This window comes from Acetobacterium sp., from assembly GCF_030652775.1.
Lineage (GTDB): Bacteria > Bacillota > Clostridia > Eubacteriales > Eubacteriaceae > Acetobacterium.
Genome location: NZ_JAUSPS010000046.1, coordinates 61,155 through 77,922, shown reverse-complemented (window position 1 = coordinate 77,922; position 16,768 = coordinate 61,155). Strand labels below are relative to the sequence as shown.

Annotated in this window: 16 protein-coding genes and 1 tRNA gene; all 17 read right to left on the bottom strand. The window is 40.5% G+C overall.

The genetic code is table 11. The features are described 5' to 3' along the window. Positions 1-177: 177 nt before the first annotated feature. Positions 178-363: a hypothetical protein gene (locus tag Q7J41_RS08185; RefSeq protein WP_304886992.1), complete on the bottom strand. Its 186-nt coding sequence runs from the start codon at positions 361-363 to the stop codon at positions 178-180. 179 nt (positions 364-542) lie between these two features. Continuing rightward, positions 543-619 (bottom strand) — tRNA-Arg (locus tag Q7J41_RS08180). A gap of 150 nt (positions 620-769) precedes the next feature. Continuing rightward, complete coding sequence (locus Q7J41_RS08175) at positions 770-1,600, bottom strand: D-alanyl-D-alanine carboxypeptidase family protein (RefSeq protein ID WP_304886990.1); 831 nt, start codon at positions 1,598-1,600, stop codon at positions 770-772. Between the two features lie 260 nt (positions 1,601-1,860). Beyond that, positions 1,861-2,079 (bottom strand): hypothetical protein, encoded by a 219-nt coding sequence (locus Q7J41_RS08170; RefSeq protein WP_304886988.1) that lies wholly within the window; start codon positions 2,077-2,079, stop codon positions 1,861-1,863. Further along, entirely contained in the window at positions 2,080-2,502 is a 423-nt protein-coding gene (locus Q7J41_RS08165) for a DUF3842 family protein (RefSeq protein WP_304886986.1), read from the bottom strand. Between the two features lie 3 nt (positions 2,503-2,505). Beyond that, positions 2,506-2,703 (bottom strand): CooT family nickel-binding protein, encoded by a 198-nt coding sequence (locus Q7J41_RS08160; protein WP_186894093.1) that lies wholly within the window; start codon positions 2,701-2,703, stop codon positions 2,506-2,508. 111 nt (positions 2,704-2,814) lie between these two features. Further along, entirely contained in the window at positions 2,815-3,444 is a 630-nt protein-coding gene (locus tag Q7J41_RS08155; RefSeq protein ID WP_304886983.1) for a hypothetical protein, read from the bottom strand. A gap of 184 nt (positions 3,445-3,628) precedes the next feature. Further along, the gene (gene acsB, locus Q7J41_RS08150) at positions 3,629-5,797 is read right to left on the bottom strand and encodes an acetyl-CoA decarbonylase/synthase complex subunit alpha/beta (RefSeq protein WP_304886997.1); all 2,169 of its coding nucleotides are present in this window, start codon (positions 5,795-5,797) and stop codon (positions 3,629-3,631) included. A gap of 86 nt (positions 5,798-5,883) precedes the next feature. Next, positions 5,884-6,669 carry an AAA family ATPase gene (locus tag Q7J41_RS08145; RefSeq protein ID WP_304886980.1) on the bottom strand — a complete coding sequence of 262 codons (786 nt, stop codon included), beginning with the start codon at positions 6,667-6,669 and terminating at the stop codon, positions 5,884-5,886. 25 nt (positions 6,670-6,694) lie between these two features. Further along, the gene (cooS, locus tag Q7J41_RS08140) at positions 6,695-8,593 is read right to left on the bottom strand and encodes an anaerobic carbon-monoxide dehydrogenase catalytic subunit (RefSeq protein ID WP_304886978.1); all 1,899 of its coding nucleotides are present in this window, start codon (positions 8,591-8,593) and stop codon (positions 6,695-6,697) included. Between the two features lie 273 nt (positions 8,594-8,866). After that, entirely contained in the window at positions 8,867-9,652 is a 786-nt protein-coding gene (gene acsE, locus Q7J41_RS08135) for a carbon monoxide dehydrogenase/acetyl-CoA synthase methytransferase subunit (protein WP_296561548.1), read from the bottom strand. A gap of 70 nt (positions 9,653-9,722) precedes the next feature. Then, positions 9,723-11,063 carry an acetyl-CoA decarbonylase/synthase complex subunit gamma gene (gene acsC / locus Q7J41_RS08130; RefSeq protein WP_304886977.1) on the bottom strand — a complete coding sequence of 447 codons (1,341 nt, stop codon included), beginning with the start codon at positions 11,061-11,063 and terminating at the stop codon, positions 9,723-9,725. 19 nt (positions 11,064-11,082) lie between these two features. After that, complete coding sequence (gene acsD / locus Q7J41_RS08125) at positions 11,083-12,018, bottom strand: acetyl-CoA decarbonylase/synthase complex subunit delta (RefSeq protein ID WP_304886975.1); 936 nt, start codon at positions 12,016-12,018, stop codon at positions 11,083-11,085. Between the two features lie 186 nt (positions 12,019-12,204). Next, on the bottom strand, positions 12,205-12,861 hold the full coding sequence (locus tag Q7J41_RS08120) for a DUF3786 domain-containing protein (RefSeq protein ID WP_304886973.1): 657 nt from the start codon (positions 12,859-12,861) through the stop codon (positions 12,205-12,207). Continuing rightward, positions 12,861-13,508, bottom strand: a complete 648-nt coding sequence (locus tag Q7J41_RS08115; protein ID WP_304886972.1) for a DUF3786 domain-containing protein — start codon at positions 13,506-13,508, stop codon at positions 12,861-12,863. Before Q7J41_RS08115 ends, Q7J41_RS08120 begins: the two co-directional genes overlap by 1 nt. Before the next feature lie 28 nt (positions 13,509-13,536). Then, positions 13,537-15,462 (bottom strand): corrinoid activation/regeneration protein AcsV, encoded by a 1,926-nt coding sequence (gene acsV / locus Q7J41_RS08110; RefSeq protein ID WP_304886970.1) that lies wholly within the window; start codon positions 15,460-15,462, stop codon positions 13,537-13,539. A 71-nt stretch (positions 15,463-15,533) separates the two neighbouring features. After that, positions 15,534-16,319: an AAA family ATPase gene (locus Q7J41_RS08105; RefSeq protein ID WP_304886968.1), complete on the bottom strand. Its 786-nt coding sequence runs from the start codon at positions 16,317-16,319 to the stop codon at positions 15,534-15,536. Positions 16,320-16,768 lie beyond the last annotated feature (449 nt).

Here is a 16,768-nt window from a genome sequence, read left to right as displayed (position 1 = left end):
ATTCTTCCATAGCAGAATTAATGAAAAGCATCCAAAAATTCGTGGAACAATACAACCTTACGGCTCATCCTTTTAAATGGACCTATGCAGGAGTACCATTAACAATTTAATTCACAGACATTTTTGCAATGCTGTACTAGTCGCCTGGCTGCCAAAAAGCAATTGCCCGTCAGTCGTCTATTTACGGCCAATTTTTCCAAACCAGGCAATGATCACCGTCGCCATAAAAATAATCGCAACCACACCTGCCGTTGTAATAATTGGTGAAAGAATCACACTAATCCAGGCAATAATGACTGGAGATACCAAGGCAAACAATAAAAGAAGTCCGCAGACAATTAAAACCTTCTGATAATTTTCCATATTTTCTCCCCGATTAAAGATATCTCTAGCGCTTGATAACTGTATGAAGTATAAACCTTGTTATTACACTTTGCAATAGGTTTTATCGACTTAATCAATAATTTACAAAATCATTGCAAACTGATCTCACCTGTAAATCTAGTCCATAAAAAAAACGGCCATCGCCGTCAGAATTTTTATGGTGCACCCGAGAGGATTTGAACCTCCGGCACGCAGTTTAGGAAACTACTGCTCTATCCACCTGAGCTACGGGCGCACGAAATACCTGCTTATTATATCAAACATTCGATTTTTTGAAAATAGTTTTTTTTCGGCTACAATTCTGCTAAAATCAGATAAAACCCAATCAAAAAGGATATCAGCGAAGATATCCTTTTCCACTTTTTGTTTATCTCAGACCAATCGCTTAATTTGTACCATAGTATTCTTCCATGGTTTTGCCGCTATTGTAAATCGCCGTCGCCACATCAGCACCTAAATAGCGCAGATGCCAGGGTTCGTAGGCATAACCAGTGATATCGGTTTTACCCTGCGGATAGCGGACAATAAACCCGTACTTGTGGGCGTTTTCTTTGATGAATTGCCCTTCTGACGTTGTTCCAAAACTTTCTAGCAGATCATAACCGACCGAAGCACTGGTCACGTCCATGGCTAAACCCAATTGGTGCTCACTCATTCCTGGTCGGGCGCTGACCAATTCGGCACCATCAACCCCATAGGTGTCCACATTCCAGGCGTACAGCTCGGACTGGGTTTCATAGGAACGATAACCGGAGCAGCAGGATAATGCTAGGCCGGCACCCTCGGCCGCCTTAAACAGCTTCGTCAGCCCCTCGGCAGCGACACTTCGCAGCTGCGTATCTCGAGTCGATGGCAAATCAACCGTAACCAGATCACTCGGCATATAGCTGGCCGAAATACTGTGATTCTTGTTAACCAGTATTGTGATACTGTCTGCGCCAGTTGTATTGACTGTCGTAGCGGTTTTTATTTCTTCTTTGGTTTCTGTTTGCGCTGGCTGTTCAGTTACAGCTGGCTGGGTATTTGTTACCGGTTCCGTCTCTTTTGCTGTTGTTGCCGTTTGTGTTGTTGTCTGTGAATCTTTCTTGCGATCAGCTTCTGCCTGGGTTTCATTGCGATGCCAAAAACTGATGGTCAAGACCACAATGACCAGAATCAGGATTGTTGCCAATCCGCCACATGCAATAATAAAACGCTTTTTATCTTTTATCCGCATTTTTAAACCTTCTTTAACTTTTTCATACCTTCATTATACACCATCTCTAAAAATCCACATAACTTTTTATAAAAAATCCCCGGAAAAATTTACCATTTTTCCGGGGACTCCTACTTTGACAATGATTCTCTCCATCTGCTTATTATTATATTAATACAAAAAAAAGACAGAACAAAAAGTCCTGCTTTCAAGCATGGGTTGTATCAATTTTATTAAGACCTTTTTTAATACGCTACTAATTTTAAATACGATCCTAATCGTCAGAAGCGTAACTTCGCTTCCATGATCTTCTTTTGCGCTTCCCGCATTTTATCAATTGCCAGAAATATTTCCTGGGACACATTATCTTTGGACGTTCCCTTTAATTTTTCTGCCCACTCCCGATAACCTTCAATATGGTCTCCGGTGTGATTGATCCAATGAGCCAGAAACACCTTAAAAATATCTGTTTCCTTGTCCATATTTAATTTAGTATCCATCTACACTTCTCCTAAATTAAGTTCTTTTTTAATCAACGATACGGCTTCACGAATCTGGAGTAATAATGGTTTTTCTTCCAGTGAAACAATATGGTGATTTTCCGGCATAATCGGAATATAGATTTTTAATCCATCACTGTTTCCAATGGCTTCAACCATTTTCGGTGTGACTTCTCCCATCATCGAGTTTGGAATCGTCATCGCTATTGATCCGATAATAAAATCGGCTTTCCTAACAGTAACGGCAATCGCATTTTCTCCGGTAGCGCCCTTATTGGCTCCCTTTTTTAACATGGCCGCAGTGGCCAGCGCATTGGTTCCCAATCCATATATTTCAATATACGGCGGTATTTCATCTTTCAGAATACCCACAATTCGAGATCCAATGCCTCCGCCCATACCATCTAGCACTACAATGTTCATCGGCTAAACCGTTGTTCCTTCAATAATAATTTTGTGGTTAAGAAGTTTTACTTCTTTGAGTTTTCCTTGAACAATTTTTGTACCACCCAATAAATCGGACAGGGTTAAGCTGCCATCGTCGTTTGGAACGATATCAACAACATAGTCCATTATCTTTGTTTCTCCTTCAGGAGTAATCATATAAGCTGAAGATTCACACATGTTCTCAGTCTCCTTTCTTTTTAATTGAGGCTATTTTAACACAGTCCGCCCCTTAACACAAGCTAAGGGGTGACTGCTTTTACTATAACTCTTTAATCTTAATTACGACCATCAATTCAATTCTTTTTTGGCTTCGACCAAATGTTTATCAGCTTCTCTCATCAATGCGATCGCTTCAATAAGTGATTCAGCGACGTCATTTTTACCCAGGCGGTTCATTTTTTCAACCCAGGTATTGTATTCCATGGCGTGATCCTGATTATGGGCGACCCAATGTTCCAGTAACAGACCTAAAATTTCAATATCTTTATTTTCGACATCAACGCCATGACAGCAGCCAGCACCATTTTTGGCATGGTTCCCGCAATGTCCATCACCGTGGCCATGAGGATGGGGATGTTCATGCCCGTGAGGATGCTCGTGACCATGGGCATGATCCTGTCCTTCATGAGCATGAGGATGCTCATGTTTATGGGGGTGAGGATGAGCGTGTTTATGAGCATGGTCATGTTCGTGCTCTGCTTCGTGGGGATGTTCGCTGCCATGATCATGGTCATCACTGTGGGCATGACTATGAGTGTGATCGTGTTCGTGGTCATGTTCATGAGCATGTTCATGTCCTTCTTGGTCACCGTGAGGATGAGGGTGTTGATGATCGTGAGTTGTGGCTCCGCTATGAGGATGACCTTCTTCATGGTCGTGATGTTCACCATGACTGTGAAGCTCTTTATTATTGCACATATTATTACCTCCTGTTGATCTAAAATTTGTTATGATTATAACACTCATTACTTAATAAAACTATAGTCTATCAAGAATTAATCTAAACTATCATTAATTTTTATATTTGTTTAGAAAAAAAGGCAGAACACGTCTGTGCTCTGCCTTCAGGCATGTTATAGTTTTTGACTCAGGTCAAAATTTATTACATAATTGGATCCATTGCGAGTGCTGGATGTCCTTTTGATTCTAAGAATTCTAATACTGCTTCAGAATCGCTGGCGATTGTTTCATCACAAACCATGTCTGCGAAGTTTTCAATTCCGGTCATTTCTTTGACAGCTTTATTTAAACGTTCTGCGACATCATCTTTTAATTCTTTTGGCATCCAAACGATTCGTGATAAACCGCCTTCAGCTGACATGAATTTTTTAGAACCGATCAGGAATCGACCATGACCCATGAAGCCTGGAGTTTGAACCCCACCACCGGTCATAGAAGCCAACTCACCGAAAGTCATACCTACTGGTGAAGTTTCAGGGAACTCACGGTTTACAATAATAACACCGTTAGCTTCTGGCATAATACCACAGATACATTCGAAACAACCACAAGAAGTCATTGGATCTTCAAGGATAGAGTAAAGAGTTACTTGTTCAACAGCACCCTGTGTAGTACGAGCTACTTCGGCATTTACTGAATCCCAGGTTCCTAAACGTTCGTCATTAGCTTCGCCTTTAACGATTGGTTGATTTGGTCCCATTGGATCCAATTCTTTAGTTGCTTTAGCATCTAACCAGGAAACGGCACCACAAAGACCTAAACGTTCAGGTGTAACAACACAAACGTGGCTTGGAGCAAATGATTGACATAATAAACAGGTGTAGAATTCATCAACACTTTCATCTGTCAGGGAGCCCATACGTTCGTCACGTTCAGCATAGATTGGTTTAACCATTTCTTCGCCAAGTCGTTTTACATCTTCAGCGTTGGTGTAAATGGTGATTTCACATTTATCAACAACTTTATCAAAGTCAGAACGCATTTTTGCGTATAATACTTCACCGATATGTTTTAAACGGAAGCCTTTTTCAAATGCTTCTTTTGTTAAACGGATCCAGGCAATGTTTCTTTGACCAACATGCATTGCGCCTTCAATATAGTTTGTGAAGTAATGGATACGTCTTTCAAGTACGGTTTCGAAGTCTTTTTGCATTGCTTTACCAGCAACTTTAACAACAACGCCCATCGGTAAACGTACAACGTCTTTGCCTTCGAACATTGCGTCATCGATATCTGGTCCAACAACGGTAATTTTGTGATCTTCCATTTCAGCTAAATCGCCGGTTGTAACAAGTTCCCAACATTCAGTTTTGTTTCCGCCGAATTCAGCAAACATGGTATCTTTACGAACACGTTCGCCTTCAAATGCTGAAGAAACAGCAACTGGACAATCGATTTCGGTAACTTTGATTTTGATATTACGAACTTCTAAAGAAGTAGCTACTACTTTGCTGTTGTCTGGTTGGTGTAATAATAAGGTTGGTACTTCGTTGATGAATGTTTCTGTGATTGCTGGGAAGCCCAATTCGATAGCAGCAGCACCGGCAGCAATAATTTTGTTATCCCATGGTCCAAATACGTTAACAAACGCTTGTACACGGTTTTTTGTATAAGTTCTGTGAGCCAGGAAGTCGCCTGGAGGTGTCGCACCAAAGATTAAGCTGGCACGAATCGCAACTGATACAACGTGGATAACTGATTCAATTTCGTATCCCAAAGGAATAACTCGAAGATCAATACCCATTTTAATTTTTTGTTCAATCGCCTGGTCAATAACTTTACCAACCATGAAAGTCAGTAAGCCTTTACCCTGGTAATCTTTAACGATTCCAGCAAGTGTTTCAGCGTCTTTACATTCGCCGATAATAACAGCAACCCCTGGGATATCTCCGGTTACCAGTGGCACACCGAAGTTACGTACTTCAGCATCAGTGATATGGCCTAAGTAACGTACATCTGCTGTGTTTAAGTCTTCAACCGTACGACCAGCGTATGGATGTTCATCATAAACGTATTTAACTGCTTCGATAATTTCAGCCAACATTGCTGAAGCGGTTCCAGCATCTAAAGCATCTTGCAGGTAATTTGTTCGGTGGATTTTTTCTTTAGCAAGTGCTAAAGCTTCTTCCAGTTCACCTACATTGGTAACTTTTTTACCGGTAATAGCATAAATACAAGGTAAAGCATAGGCAGTAGCGGGGAATTTCACTGGTGTTTCTTTTCCCTTTTCAGCAACGACTTTGGCAACCATTTCTTCAGCACGTTGAAGGTATTGGGCTTGACCGTCGTAAATTATATCAAAAAGATTCATATTCATATGGACTTTTTCCTCCTTAGATTAGTTCAATTAACATTAGATTTTTGTTGATTTCTCATTTAAGTTTAGTACTAATTTTGTTATTTTTTCTTTTCTTCGACAATCGCCAGAATTTTTTTACCGAGAACGGCAATGTCTTCCTTCATAACCGGATCGTCATAGGGTGATTGATTGTTGCGATCAGATTCTGAAATGGCATCCCGATAGTTTAAAAAACCTATGATGTTTTCAGCTCCGACTTTTTCAGTAATAAAGGCGATATCTCCGTTATTACGGATTTTATTTCCGATAACATAAACTTGTTTGACACCAATATCCATTGCCATGGATTTAACTTTGTGAAACGTCTGAATGCTACGGACGCCTGGCTCAACGACGACGATAAACGCATCGACTGCGCCGGCAGTACCACGACCCAAATGCTCAATGCCAGCTTCCATATCCATGATCACCACATCTTTTTGGTATAAAACCAAATGGCTCATGAGCATTTTTAATAAGACATGCTCAGGGCATACACAACCGGATCCTCCGGTGTCTACGGTTCCCATGGTTAAAAGTTTGACCCCATTAAACTCTTTGGCATAACGCTCTGGAATATCAGCTACTTCGGGGTTCATTCTAAACATTGAACCAAAGGAGCCGGTATCGGCAGCAGTTCGTTCTTCCACAAGATCTTTCATTTCTGAAATGGGAACAATTTCGGCAATCATTTCCTCGGACATGCCCAGGGCAAGGCCAAGATTCGCATCGGGATCAGCATCAACGGTTAATACATTATATCCTTCATCGGCAAAATATCGGCTTAAACTTGCTGAGATGGTTGTTTTTCCAACCCCGCCTTTTCCTGTTAATGCTATCTTCATTTTTTCACCTGTCTATCTTTTTTAATTAAATACCTAAAGCAACTCGTTTTGCTTCCATATCTTCCATGATTTTATCAACCATGACGATTGGATCTTTTTCAAATACGAAGTGAGCGCCGATAAATTCCTGAACATCTTCAGTCATTAATTTTGTGAAGTTTGGTGATCCTAATACCTGTGGAATAATTCCCAGGTATGTATTGATACCAGAACCGACTACGTAATTAGCAATCGCAACGGCTTTTTCTGACATCCATTCTGGTGCAATACCAACAACTGGTAATAAAGCAGGATCAATTCCTCGAACATCGGCACATAAGTTTACAATATGCAGGATACGGCTGATATCTACACAAGAACCCATATGAAGAACTGGTGGAATGTTTACACGTTCACAGACTTCAAATAGTCCACGACCACATTTTTCTTTTGCTTCTAATGTTAATAAACCGGCTTTAGCAGCAGCTTGAGCAGCACAACCTGTAACAACACAGATTACGTCACGTTTGATTAGTTCTTCCATTACAGTGATATGAGCATAGTCATGTTGTTGTTTAGGGTTATTACAACCAACAACACCAGCAGCTCCACGAATAACACCTGCATAGATAACATCAGTTAATGGTTTAACGGTTCCCAGTTTGTCTTCTAATTGAGAGTTAACAACTGCATCTAAATGCTCGATAATGGTTTCTACAGAGTAACCAACCATGGTATCTTGCTTGATGTCTGGGATTTCAACTTTAGCTGCATCTCTATTCGGGAAGTTTTCTACTGCTATCTTAACGATTTCGGCAGCATTGGCTAGACCAGTTTCTTCTGAGAACTCAATGTACATATCACCAGCAATTTTTGCTTTTTGTGAGGTACTGATGAATCGGGTATGGTATGTTTTTGCCAGTTCTGGAAGTGCTGGGAAGATACATTGAACATCTACTACAACAGCTTCAATAGCACCAGTGATGATACACATTTCCTGTTGGTAGAAGTTACCGGCAATTTTAATACCATGTCTCATGGTCATTTCATTACCTGTACAACACATACCCACGATGTTAATGCCTTTAGCACCTTTAGCTTTAGCCATTTCGATCATTTCTGGGTTTTGAGCAGCCAGTACAACCATTTCAGCGAGGTTAGGATCATGACCATGGATCAGGATATTAACCATTTCGGCATCGATAACACCTAAGTTTGAAGAAGAAGCTCTTGCTGTTGGTGTTCCGTAAAGAATATCCGAGAATTCGGTACCAATCATGGAACCGCCCCATCCATCAGACATACCAGTTCTCATCCCACGTCGGAAGATACTTTCGTAATCTGCAGCACAACCCATATGAGTTGAATGCATTAATGTTACAACTTCCTGGTCAATCGCTCTAGGTTCAATTTTTTCACGAGCCCAGATATCCTGACGAGCTTGTGGAGCTCTTTTTAAGAATCGAAGTGTTCCGAAAGGTTTACCAAATTCTTCAAGGGCGATGTCAGCCATTTCATGGGCTAATGCGTATGTTTCTTTGGTATCAGCATCAACTACATCCCATTCTTTAGCAATTCGTCGTAATTTAGCTTCATCACGAACTTTAAAAGGTCCTTCAGCTTTTGTGTTATGCATCGCATGGACGATATCGCGGGCATGATCTGAATGGGCAGATGTTCCTGCAGCTACCATTCTGGCAAAGTTTCTTGCTACAATTGTGTCTGCATTAGCTCCACAAATACCTCTTTCAGCGCCTTTTCCAGGAACTGGACTTACACGACATGGACCCATTGCACAAATTCTACAACATACCCCTGCTTCTCCAAAACCACATTGGGTTTTTTGGGCGGCACGGCGATCCCACATTGTTTCTGCGCCATCTCTTTGAGCTTTCGCTAAAGATGCTTCAGCAACCTTATCATAATTCAAAATTTCATTGCTCATATTTTTTTCTACCTCTCTAAATTTTATAATTTATATCAACGCACCTGTTTCGTATTATCATTTTTTTTGCATATTTGTAAAAAAGTTCAAATTAAGAGAAAAATCCCTTTACAAACATTGTTAAATGTTATACAATGTAGGTGAGTGATACATTATACATAGTTGTTTGCTCCTGACCTTCATCTTATCTTGTGCGGCAAGTGATGAATAGTGGTCGGGGGCTTTTTTTTAAGAGTATTTTCAAATACCTATTTTAATTTATAAAGGTATTTTCTAGAACTCGAGTACTGAATCTGCATAAAGGATATTATTTTTGATAATATCGCAAGCTACGATTGTTTCTCTTAATCGTTTGTCACAAGGATTAACGATTGCCGAGCTGAATCCACATTGCATAGCCATTGCTAAAACAGCACAGTCTAATAATGGACGGATATGTTTTGGCGCACCGTTAGATACGTTACTTAATCCACCAGTTGTTAACAAGCCCATGTCAGTGATCATTTGGATTGCTTCTAAAACATCAACTAATTGATCTTGCATTCCTTTGATAACGATGAATAATGGATCAAACCATAAATCTGTTGGTTCCATACCACGTTCCATACCACGTTCCAATAATTGTGAACAGTACATGATACGTTCGTCATTGTTTGCAGGTACGCCTTCTGCTGAGCATAGAGCGATAACCATGGCATCATTAGCAGCTGCTAAATCGACATATTCAATACGGTCACCTGCATCTGCAGAGTTTACGATTGGTTTTCCTTTTGATCGGTTATAAACCTGGATACCAGCTTCAATCGCTTTCATGTTAGCTGTATCAAGCGCAATTGGCACATTATCGAAGTTTTCCTGGAGTAATTTTACGCCCCATTGCATTAACTCTTCGCCGCCTCTTTCAGCAGGTCCGATGTTTAAATCTAAGTAGTCTGCACCAGCTTCTAATTGTTCTTTTGCTCTTAAAAGAATTGGCTCTGGATTTCTATCTGCGAATGCCTGACGAATTGCTGGAGAAATACAGTGAATTCTTTCACCAATAACCATGAATTTTGACATATTGTTCCCCTTTCAAATTGAAAAAAATATTTTAGGTGTGCCCGGGAATAACCCCGAGCACAGATTGATATTATGCTTGCATATCTCTTAAGAACTTAGGTAATTGCATTGCTTCGTTTGGTCCAACGATTACTTCCCATTCAGGCAGTAATTCAGCTAAATCGCCCTGAAGAACAGCAACTTTACCAGGTAAGATTAACTTACGAGATGTAGTTAAGCTGGCAACATCTGCTTCTTTAATAAAGTTAGCAATAACGGTAGAACCGAATTTACCAGCAGCCCAGGCAGTAAGAACTGAGTAACCACCAGCATCTGGAATTGCCAAGTAAGCAGGAACTTTAGATCGTTCGATTTCACCAGCAACAACAAAGTAGGATAATGCGAAGTCAACAGTTACCAGAACTGGATCTTTACCAGTTGGTTTGTTGAATTCATATACCTTAGGTTCAACACGCATTGGTTTTTGAGGATCTGTAAAGATGTTTTGTCTTAAACCAAACAGTGGTAAAGCGGCATTGAAGTCCATTTCTTCCATAACGATAATTGAACCATATCGAAGAACAAACGCAGATGCTAAAGCAATTTGCAGGTTAGTGTTACCAGCTGCCAGTTTGTTAGCAAATACTACAGAAGGGTATCCGAATGAACGGTCATTGCCTTTAATTGCTGCGGTACGAATATCAACTGCATTTGCATAAGCTTCTTTGATAGAAGTTTCGCCTACGTTTAATACTAGCTTTTTGTAGCCCAGTTTTTCGATTTCTTCTACTAAATCGTGTAATGCTTCAATGCTATCTGCAGAAACACCAAGAACAGCATCTGCCGCTTTAGCTACTTCTACCATTGCTGCTGCGTTATCTTTGGTTGCACCCATGATAATTGCGCCAGCGCCAGCACCTGCAACCGCTGCTTTTGCTACTTCAGCATCAACAGTAACGATCATTGGAATTTTGCCGCATTCTGCTACTTTTTTAACTAAAGCTGCAAATTTTGCTGCATCAGAAGCAAAACGTACGGCAACGACTTCAACGGCCATCATTTCGCCGATTCGTTCATAGTTAACTTTTTGTAATTTAGCACAAGCTGCATCCACATCAGCATCGCTCATTGCATCTGATAATTCAACTGCAAATAAGTTTTTGTTTACTAATGTTTTTTCGTGTCTGAATAATACAGTTTCGCCACCAAGAGTTTTTTCAGTTTCGCCAGCGCCAACTTTGATAGATTTCATTGGAGGAGCTGTTGCTTCTGATAATAATTCCTTAGATTCTTCTGAAATGTATGGACATTTTTCGATGGGAACACCACCGGTAGCTGCTTTCATTGAGAAAGCCATACATGTTGGGAAACCACACTCTTTACAGTTTGTTTTAGGAGTGAGTTTAAAAATATCTAAACCTTTTACTGCCATTTGTATTCGCCTTCCTTTCCTAACCTATGATTCCAGCAACTAAGCTTTTGATTGCCTTAGCTGATTCTGGATGTCTTACGATGATAGCGTTTGATCCGCCAACAACACAAGCAGAAGCTGTAGTAACTTCCATACCAATACCGCGTGCTTCCTGATCGCCCCATTCTGGTGCATCTTCAAGGGTGGAAACAGCTTCTTTTACTCCCCATGCTTCGTTAGAAACGTTGGTGATAATTGGCATCTGTAAAGCTTCATCGTTTTGACCTAAGGCTGCTAAACGAATACGATCCATGGTTGAAGCAACATATTCAAAACCGTAACCGGCCGCTGCTGTTCCGACATCCATGATGATATCTTTGCTCTTAACACCAAGCTGTGTTAATAAGATGTTTAATTGTTTTGCAAGGTTGATATCTACTGCGGATTCAGCTGATACTTTTTGGCCGTAAGCCATTCCGCCGGCAGCACCGATTGTTTTGTAATTATCTTCTACTGCAGAGAATAAAACAACATTTTTTCCTTCAAGAGCCTGGGCTACTTTTTCCAGTAACTTAGCATCTTTTTCGGCGTTTTTACATCCTTCTACAACTAAAGGTACGTTGATTGCAGCTTCTACTGCTACAGCTGTTGCGACACAATTGTCTACTGAATTGTCAGCGCCGTTTGGATCTGCACTTTCAAGTTTAATCAACAAGAAATCAGCACCTGATTTTTCTACTGCTGCTTTTGCTAAAGCTGCTGGGTTTTTAAGATCATCACCGTAAATTGTTCCAAAGCAATCAGACCACTCATCTGTTACGTCTGAGATTGCGATTCCAACTGCGGTCTTGAACCCTTCAGTACCTAAGAATGGTAATGAGTTTTCTCCACCTATGCTGATAGCTGCATCTCCTACACCTATCTCACATACGTTGATCTTGCCACTAAATTTTTGTTCTGCTTTTTTGTATGGCATTTTTTTGTTTCCTCCTAACCTGTTACCTTTTTTCAAAATATTTATTTCAAAGCATGACACTTTAAAACCAAATTAAAACCATTACATATGTTACAGCTTTTTACCTGTATATATAAGTATACACAGATTGTACTATATTAGTTAAAAGTTTGTCAATTAATTTTCGGCATTTTTCTAAAATTTATCCTAATTTTTTTTAGAGTCTAAAGAGAAAGTAAAGGTTTTCAACGAAATCATTAAAACATCCCCTAAAATTGCTAAATCTTTAATGTTGAAGACGTCTGTTAATTTTTTATCAAATAATATCTGACCCTCTGCTTCAAACTCATCATCGCCAAACCATAAAATCCAGACGATATCAACTCCGGGTGTCACCGTGAACTGCCAGGAAAGATCTCCTTTGCCAAAGATCACGGCTTTTTGCAAACTCATGTAGTTTTTAAGATGCTCCGGCATTTCGTTGCCTATTTGTGCGAAAACTTGAATGCAGCGTTTATGAAAATTTGAATAATATATCGGGCCATCCGGAAACTCTTTGAAACTGATCAATTGATTGGTCGCTTCTTTTCCGTTAGCATTCATTAAATATCTGAGAATAAAAATTTTGATGGAATAATTATCAAATTCCTCCCCCCGGGCATTCAAAACCATGCCACTGGGGTGGTCGACAAAATAGGTTTCACCAAGGACGGTCATTTCAAACCGCCCATTTTTCGGATCATAGGGGCAAAACGATTTTTTGCTCATGTCAACGGGATCGAAATTTTTAAACAAATCGCGATTGACGACATAACTACTTTCCGAAAAATGAGGATCAATATCAAGTATTTTTGATTGTTTCATTATTTTTTGCTGAGTTCTTTTAATGCCGGGATAAAAATATCACCCATCACGGCCATATCCTCGGCGCTGAAGGCACTGGGGAAATTGGCATCAAATAGTATTTGTGCTTCTGGCGGGAATTCATCATCACCAATCCACAGAATAACTGTCATGAACATATTATTAATGACTTCAAAACGCCATGAAAGATCACCGATTTTTTGTGGTTCGGCACCCAACACAGCCATCGCATTTTTTAAACCGTCAAGATTATAGTTAAAGGTGAAGGCAAAACGTTTTAAACAACGGCCTTCAAAGCAGGGATAATAAATATTTCCGCCGGAGACATCCCGATAGGCAATATTTTCGCCAGTGGCCTTAACCCCTTTGGCATTAATCAGGTAACGTAAAATCATGGTTTTCAGTTTATAATTATCAAAGTCCTGTCCGTCCATATCGGTCACATCACCCTGAGGATAGGCAACCTTGTAAGGGGTTCCCATCAGGGTAGCGGTAAAAAAGCTGCCTGCTTCATCATAGGGACAGGTACTGTTTTGCGCGATCGTCAGGGGATCCTGGTCTTTTAACAGACCCTTATAGTGTTCGTAGGGTATTTTATCTTTTCTTTTCTCTTCAATTGCGGTTTCATCCCGTAATGTATTTTCCATTAAAAATCTCCTATGTTAGTTTTCCGTGTTAGCTTTCCAGTGACGGAAATAAATTCATATTGGTATGGGGAATAAAGCATGCCGAAATGAACTCATCCATATAGGTCGGATGAACGCTTAATTCCATATAAGTCATATTCTGAGAGATCTCCCGGATCTTGTCTTTTCCTTCACTGAGGGTCAGAGCCAGGTAACATCCCTGCATCGAGCTGTTGCCAATATAGAAATATTTTTCCACCGGTATATCTGGCAGCATCCCCAGAGCAATCGCATTGGTGATGTCCAGATTGGTCCCAATGCCCCCGGCAACATAAATGTTTTCCAGTACATCAATAGGCATATCGAGACTTTCCATCAAAATGTAAATAGCAGAGAACACTGCTCCTTTAGCCTTGATAAAGCTGTCGATGTCAATTTCAGTAATATATATATCTTTGGAACCATTATCCAATTCTTTGGAATAGAGATAATACTGGCCAATCCCGTATTCATCAAATTTAATCCGGGGATGGTTCAGGTCTCGTTCCATTCGACCTTTACCGTTGATAATACCGGTTCGCTTCATTTCACAAATTAAGTCGATGATTCCCGAACCACAGATTCCCACCGGGCTGACATGACCAATGGTATTATAAAAAGGTCTCAGATCTTCATCATTGATGGTGACTTGTTCGATGGCACCAGGCACTGCCCTTGTACCGCAGCTGATTTCTCCGCCTTCAAAAGCTGGTCCGGCCGAACAGGCACAGGTCATTAAAAAGTCCTTGTTGCCAAATACAATTTCGCCATTTGTTCCCAGATCTACCAGCATCGTAAAGTCTTCCCGCATCCACACCGGCACGGCAAAGACCCCGGCGGTAATATCTCCGCCAACGTAGCTGGCAACGGATGGCGCCAGATATATTTTTCCTTCCGGATTAACATTGATCCCCAATTCTGCACATTTCATTTCGGGAATGTCATTAATCGCTGGGATAAACGGTTCCCGTCTTAAATAATCCGGGTTCAATCCCAGCAACAGGTGATTCATGGTAGTATTTCCGGCAGCGCAGACCTCGTAAATATCTTCTTTGTTGATGCCGACTGTTTTAACCAACTTTTCAATGAGGTTATTGATACTTTCGTCGACAATGGCATGACGAAGATTTTCTAATCCGCCAGGCTTTTCAGAGTAGACAATCCGGTTGATAACATCAGCCCCATACTTAACCTGGGCATTTCCCATTGAGGCTTTTGTTAAAATCTCATTGGTGTTCATATCCACCAGACAGGCCGACACGGAAGTTGTTCCAATATCCAAAGCGATCCCGTATAGCACCGATTTTTCGCTGTTTGCCGGTTTAACATCGAGAATTTCAGCCACATCCCGGCGTTTTAAATAGACGACTTCAATTAAAAAGTCATTTTTTCTAAAGGCATCCGGCAGTTTTTTCATCACATTCAAACTGATGGCAATATCTAGATAGCCTAAATTCTGTTTAAAATAGAGTTTCAGCCGATCCTCATCGGCACTGTTGTCCTCAATATTGGGGCATGGCAATTGAATGATTTCTGACCAGAGCCGGCTGGCATTGGTCATTCCTTCTTTGATCATTTTCTTGCGCACATATTTGATGTTTTTATTTTCGTTGATTGATAGATCAGTGATTTGCATTTCGTTTACAAAAGAGGAGGCTAAATCTGGCACTTCCACCTCGATATCTTCAATGATGGTAGCATTGCAGGAAAGAACGATCCCATTGGCCATTTCTTCCTCGGAAATATGTCTGCTTTTTTCTGTTTTAACCTGACCCGATGCAATTTTCACCTTGCATTTACCGCAGGTTGCATTCCCGCTACATGGTGAGTCAATCATGACCCCGGCTCTTCTGGCAGCTTCCAGTAAGTTTTCTCCATCGCTTGCAATTAAATCAACCGATCTTTTTCCTTTAATATTAAATCGTACCTTTTTCATTTAACAATCTCCCCTTTTCCGCAGTTTCCGTCTAAAGGGGCTGCCAAACAGCCCCGTTTATTATTTCAGATCTATTTTTTGCCGTTTTTGATAATTTCCAATTTGTTGACAATATCTCTTAAGGCAACCTTGGCTGGTGAATCAGCGGGTAGCTGAACCAGTGGTTTGCCATAGGCGTCATATTCAAAGACATTTTGATCGAGTGGTACAACACCAATGAGATCAAGACCCTGATTTCTAATTTCTTCGGCTGTTCCTTCGTTTAAAATGCCATCTGGCGCCCGGTTGACGATCAGTTTAATGACTGGTACTTTCAATTTAAGCTCAGTAATCAGCTCTTTGATTCGGCCAACGGCCTGAATCCCGCGACGGGAACAATCGCTGACAAGAATGAGCATATCGATTCTACCGAGGGTTCCCCGACTTAGATGTTCCATCCCGGCTTCGTTATCAACGATGATATACTGATAATTGCCTGCCAGCATATCGATTTGAGTTTTCAGGATTCCATTAACGTAACAATAGCAGCCGGCACCCTGGCTGCGACCCATAACCAGTAGATCATAACCATTTCCTTCGGCAACTGCCTGGTTTAAACGCAGTCTTAAAAAGTCGGTTTTTGTCACGCCTGGAGGCAGTGGTACACCATTCATTTCGGCATGATTCACTTCTTCTTTGATCTCGCCAATGGAAAGTTCTACTTCTTCCCCGAGCACTTCGTTAAGGTTTGCATTGGCATCGGCATCCACTGCTAAAATAGGACCCATACCTTCTGCAACTAAATATTCAATAAGCATACCGGTAAGGCTTGTTTTACCAACGCCACCTTTGCCTGCAACTGCAATATTAAAAGCCATAATGTTTTCCTCCGTTATCGTTTCCCCGGTCAATTTTCTTTAAACAGTGTATGTTATTTTCACTGATTTTTCAACAGGAAAAATTCGTATTTTGTCAACTTGTATATATATGTATCGACAGGGCTATCATATCATAATCATTCTGCTTTTACAACAGAACTTTATCGCCTAAAGCTCAAATTAAGGCCTTTGTAAAATATTTATTTCCCACTTCTGCAAAGGTTTACGAAACCATGATAATTGCTGTGTTTTTTGGCGGCTCGTCTTTGCCTCAGACATTTGAAATGCATTTTATTTTTGGTTTCTAAAAGACCTTTTTCTGCTATTTTTAACTAAAAAAAGCCACATCCCCGGAGATTTGGGATATGGCCGTATTTTTTAGGCAACAAATTTTAGGACAAATTTTTATCGGTAGCGCAGTTACAAGAAATTAATCGCCGTCCACTTAT

What these genes read in the sequence shown, in the direction of transcription:
- Q7J41_RS08185 (WP_304886992.1), bottom strand. Translation starts at nt 363, where the DNA reads ATGGAAAATTATCAGAAGGTTTTAATTGTCTGCGGACTTCTTTTATTG.
- Q7J41_RS08175 (WP_304886990.1), bottom strand. Translation starts at nt 1,600, where the DNA reads ATGCGGATAAAAGATAAAAAGCGTTTTATTATTGCATGTGGCGGATTG.
- Q7J41_RS08170 (WP_304886988.1), bottom strand. Translation starts at nt 2,079, where the DNA reads ATGGATACTAAATTAAATATGGACAAGGAAACAGATATTTTTAAGGTG.
- Q7J41_RS08165 (WP_304886986.1), bottom strand. Translation starts at nt 2,502, where the DNA reads ATGAACATTGTAGTGCTAGATGGTATGGGCGGAGGCATTGGATCTCGA.
- Q7J41_RS08160 (WP_186894093.1), bottom strand. Translation starts at nt 2,703, where the DNA reads ATGTGTGAATCTTCAGCTTATATGATTACTCCTGAAGGAGAAACAAAG.
- Q7J41_RS08155 (WP_304886983.1), bottom strand. Translation starts at nt 3,444, where the DNA reads ATGTGCAATAATAAAGAGCTTCACAGTCATGGTGAACATCACGACCAT.
- acsB (WP_304886997.1), bottom strand. Translation starts at nt 5,797, where the DNA reads ATGAATCTTTTTGATATAATTTACGACGGTCAAGCCCAATACCTTCAA.
- Q7J41_RS08145 (WP_304886980.1), bottom strand. Translation starts at nt 6,669, where the DNA reads ATGAAGATAGCATTAACAGGAAAAGGCGGGGTTGGAAAAACAACCATC.
- cooS (WP_304886978.1), bottom strand. Translation starts at nt 8,593, where the DNA reads ATGAGCAATGAAATTTTGAATTATGATAAGGTTGCTGAAGCATCTTTA.
- acsE (WP_296561548.1), bottom strand. Translation starts at nt 9,652, where the DNA reads ATGTCAAAATTCATGGTTATTGGTGAAAGAATTCACTGTATTTCTCCA.
- acsC (WP_304886977.1), bottom strand. Translation starts at nt 11,063, where the DNA reads ATGGCAGTAAAAGGTTTAGATATTTTTAAACTCACTCCTAAAACAAAC.
- acsD (WP_304886975.1), bottom strand. Translation starts at nt 12,018, where the DNA reads ATGCCATACAAAAAAGCAGAACAAAAATTTAGTGGCAAGATCAACGTA.
- Q7J41_RS08120 (WP_304886973.1), bottom strand. Translation starts at nt 12,861, where the DNA reads ATGAAACAATCAAAAATACTTGATATTGATCCTCATTTTTCGGAAAGT.
- Q7J41_RS08115 (WP_304886972.1), bottom strand. Translation starts at nt 13,508, where the DNA reads ATGGAAAATACATTACGGGATGAAACCGCAATTGAAGAGAAAAGAAAA.
- acsV (WP_304886970.1), bottom strand. Translation starts at nt 15,462, where the DNA reads ATGAAAAAGGTACGATTTAATATTAAAGGAAAAAGATCGGTTGATTTA.
- Q7J41_RS08105 (WP_304886968.1), bottom strand. Translation starts at nt 16,319, where the DNA reads ATGGCTTTTAATATTGCAGTTGCAGGCAAAGGTGGCGTTGGTAAAACA.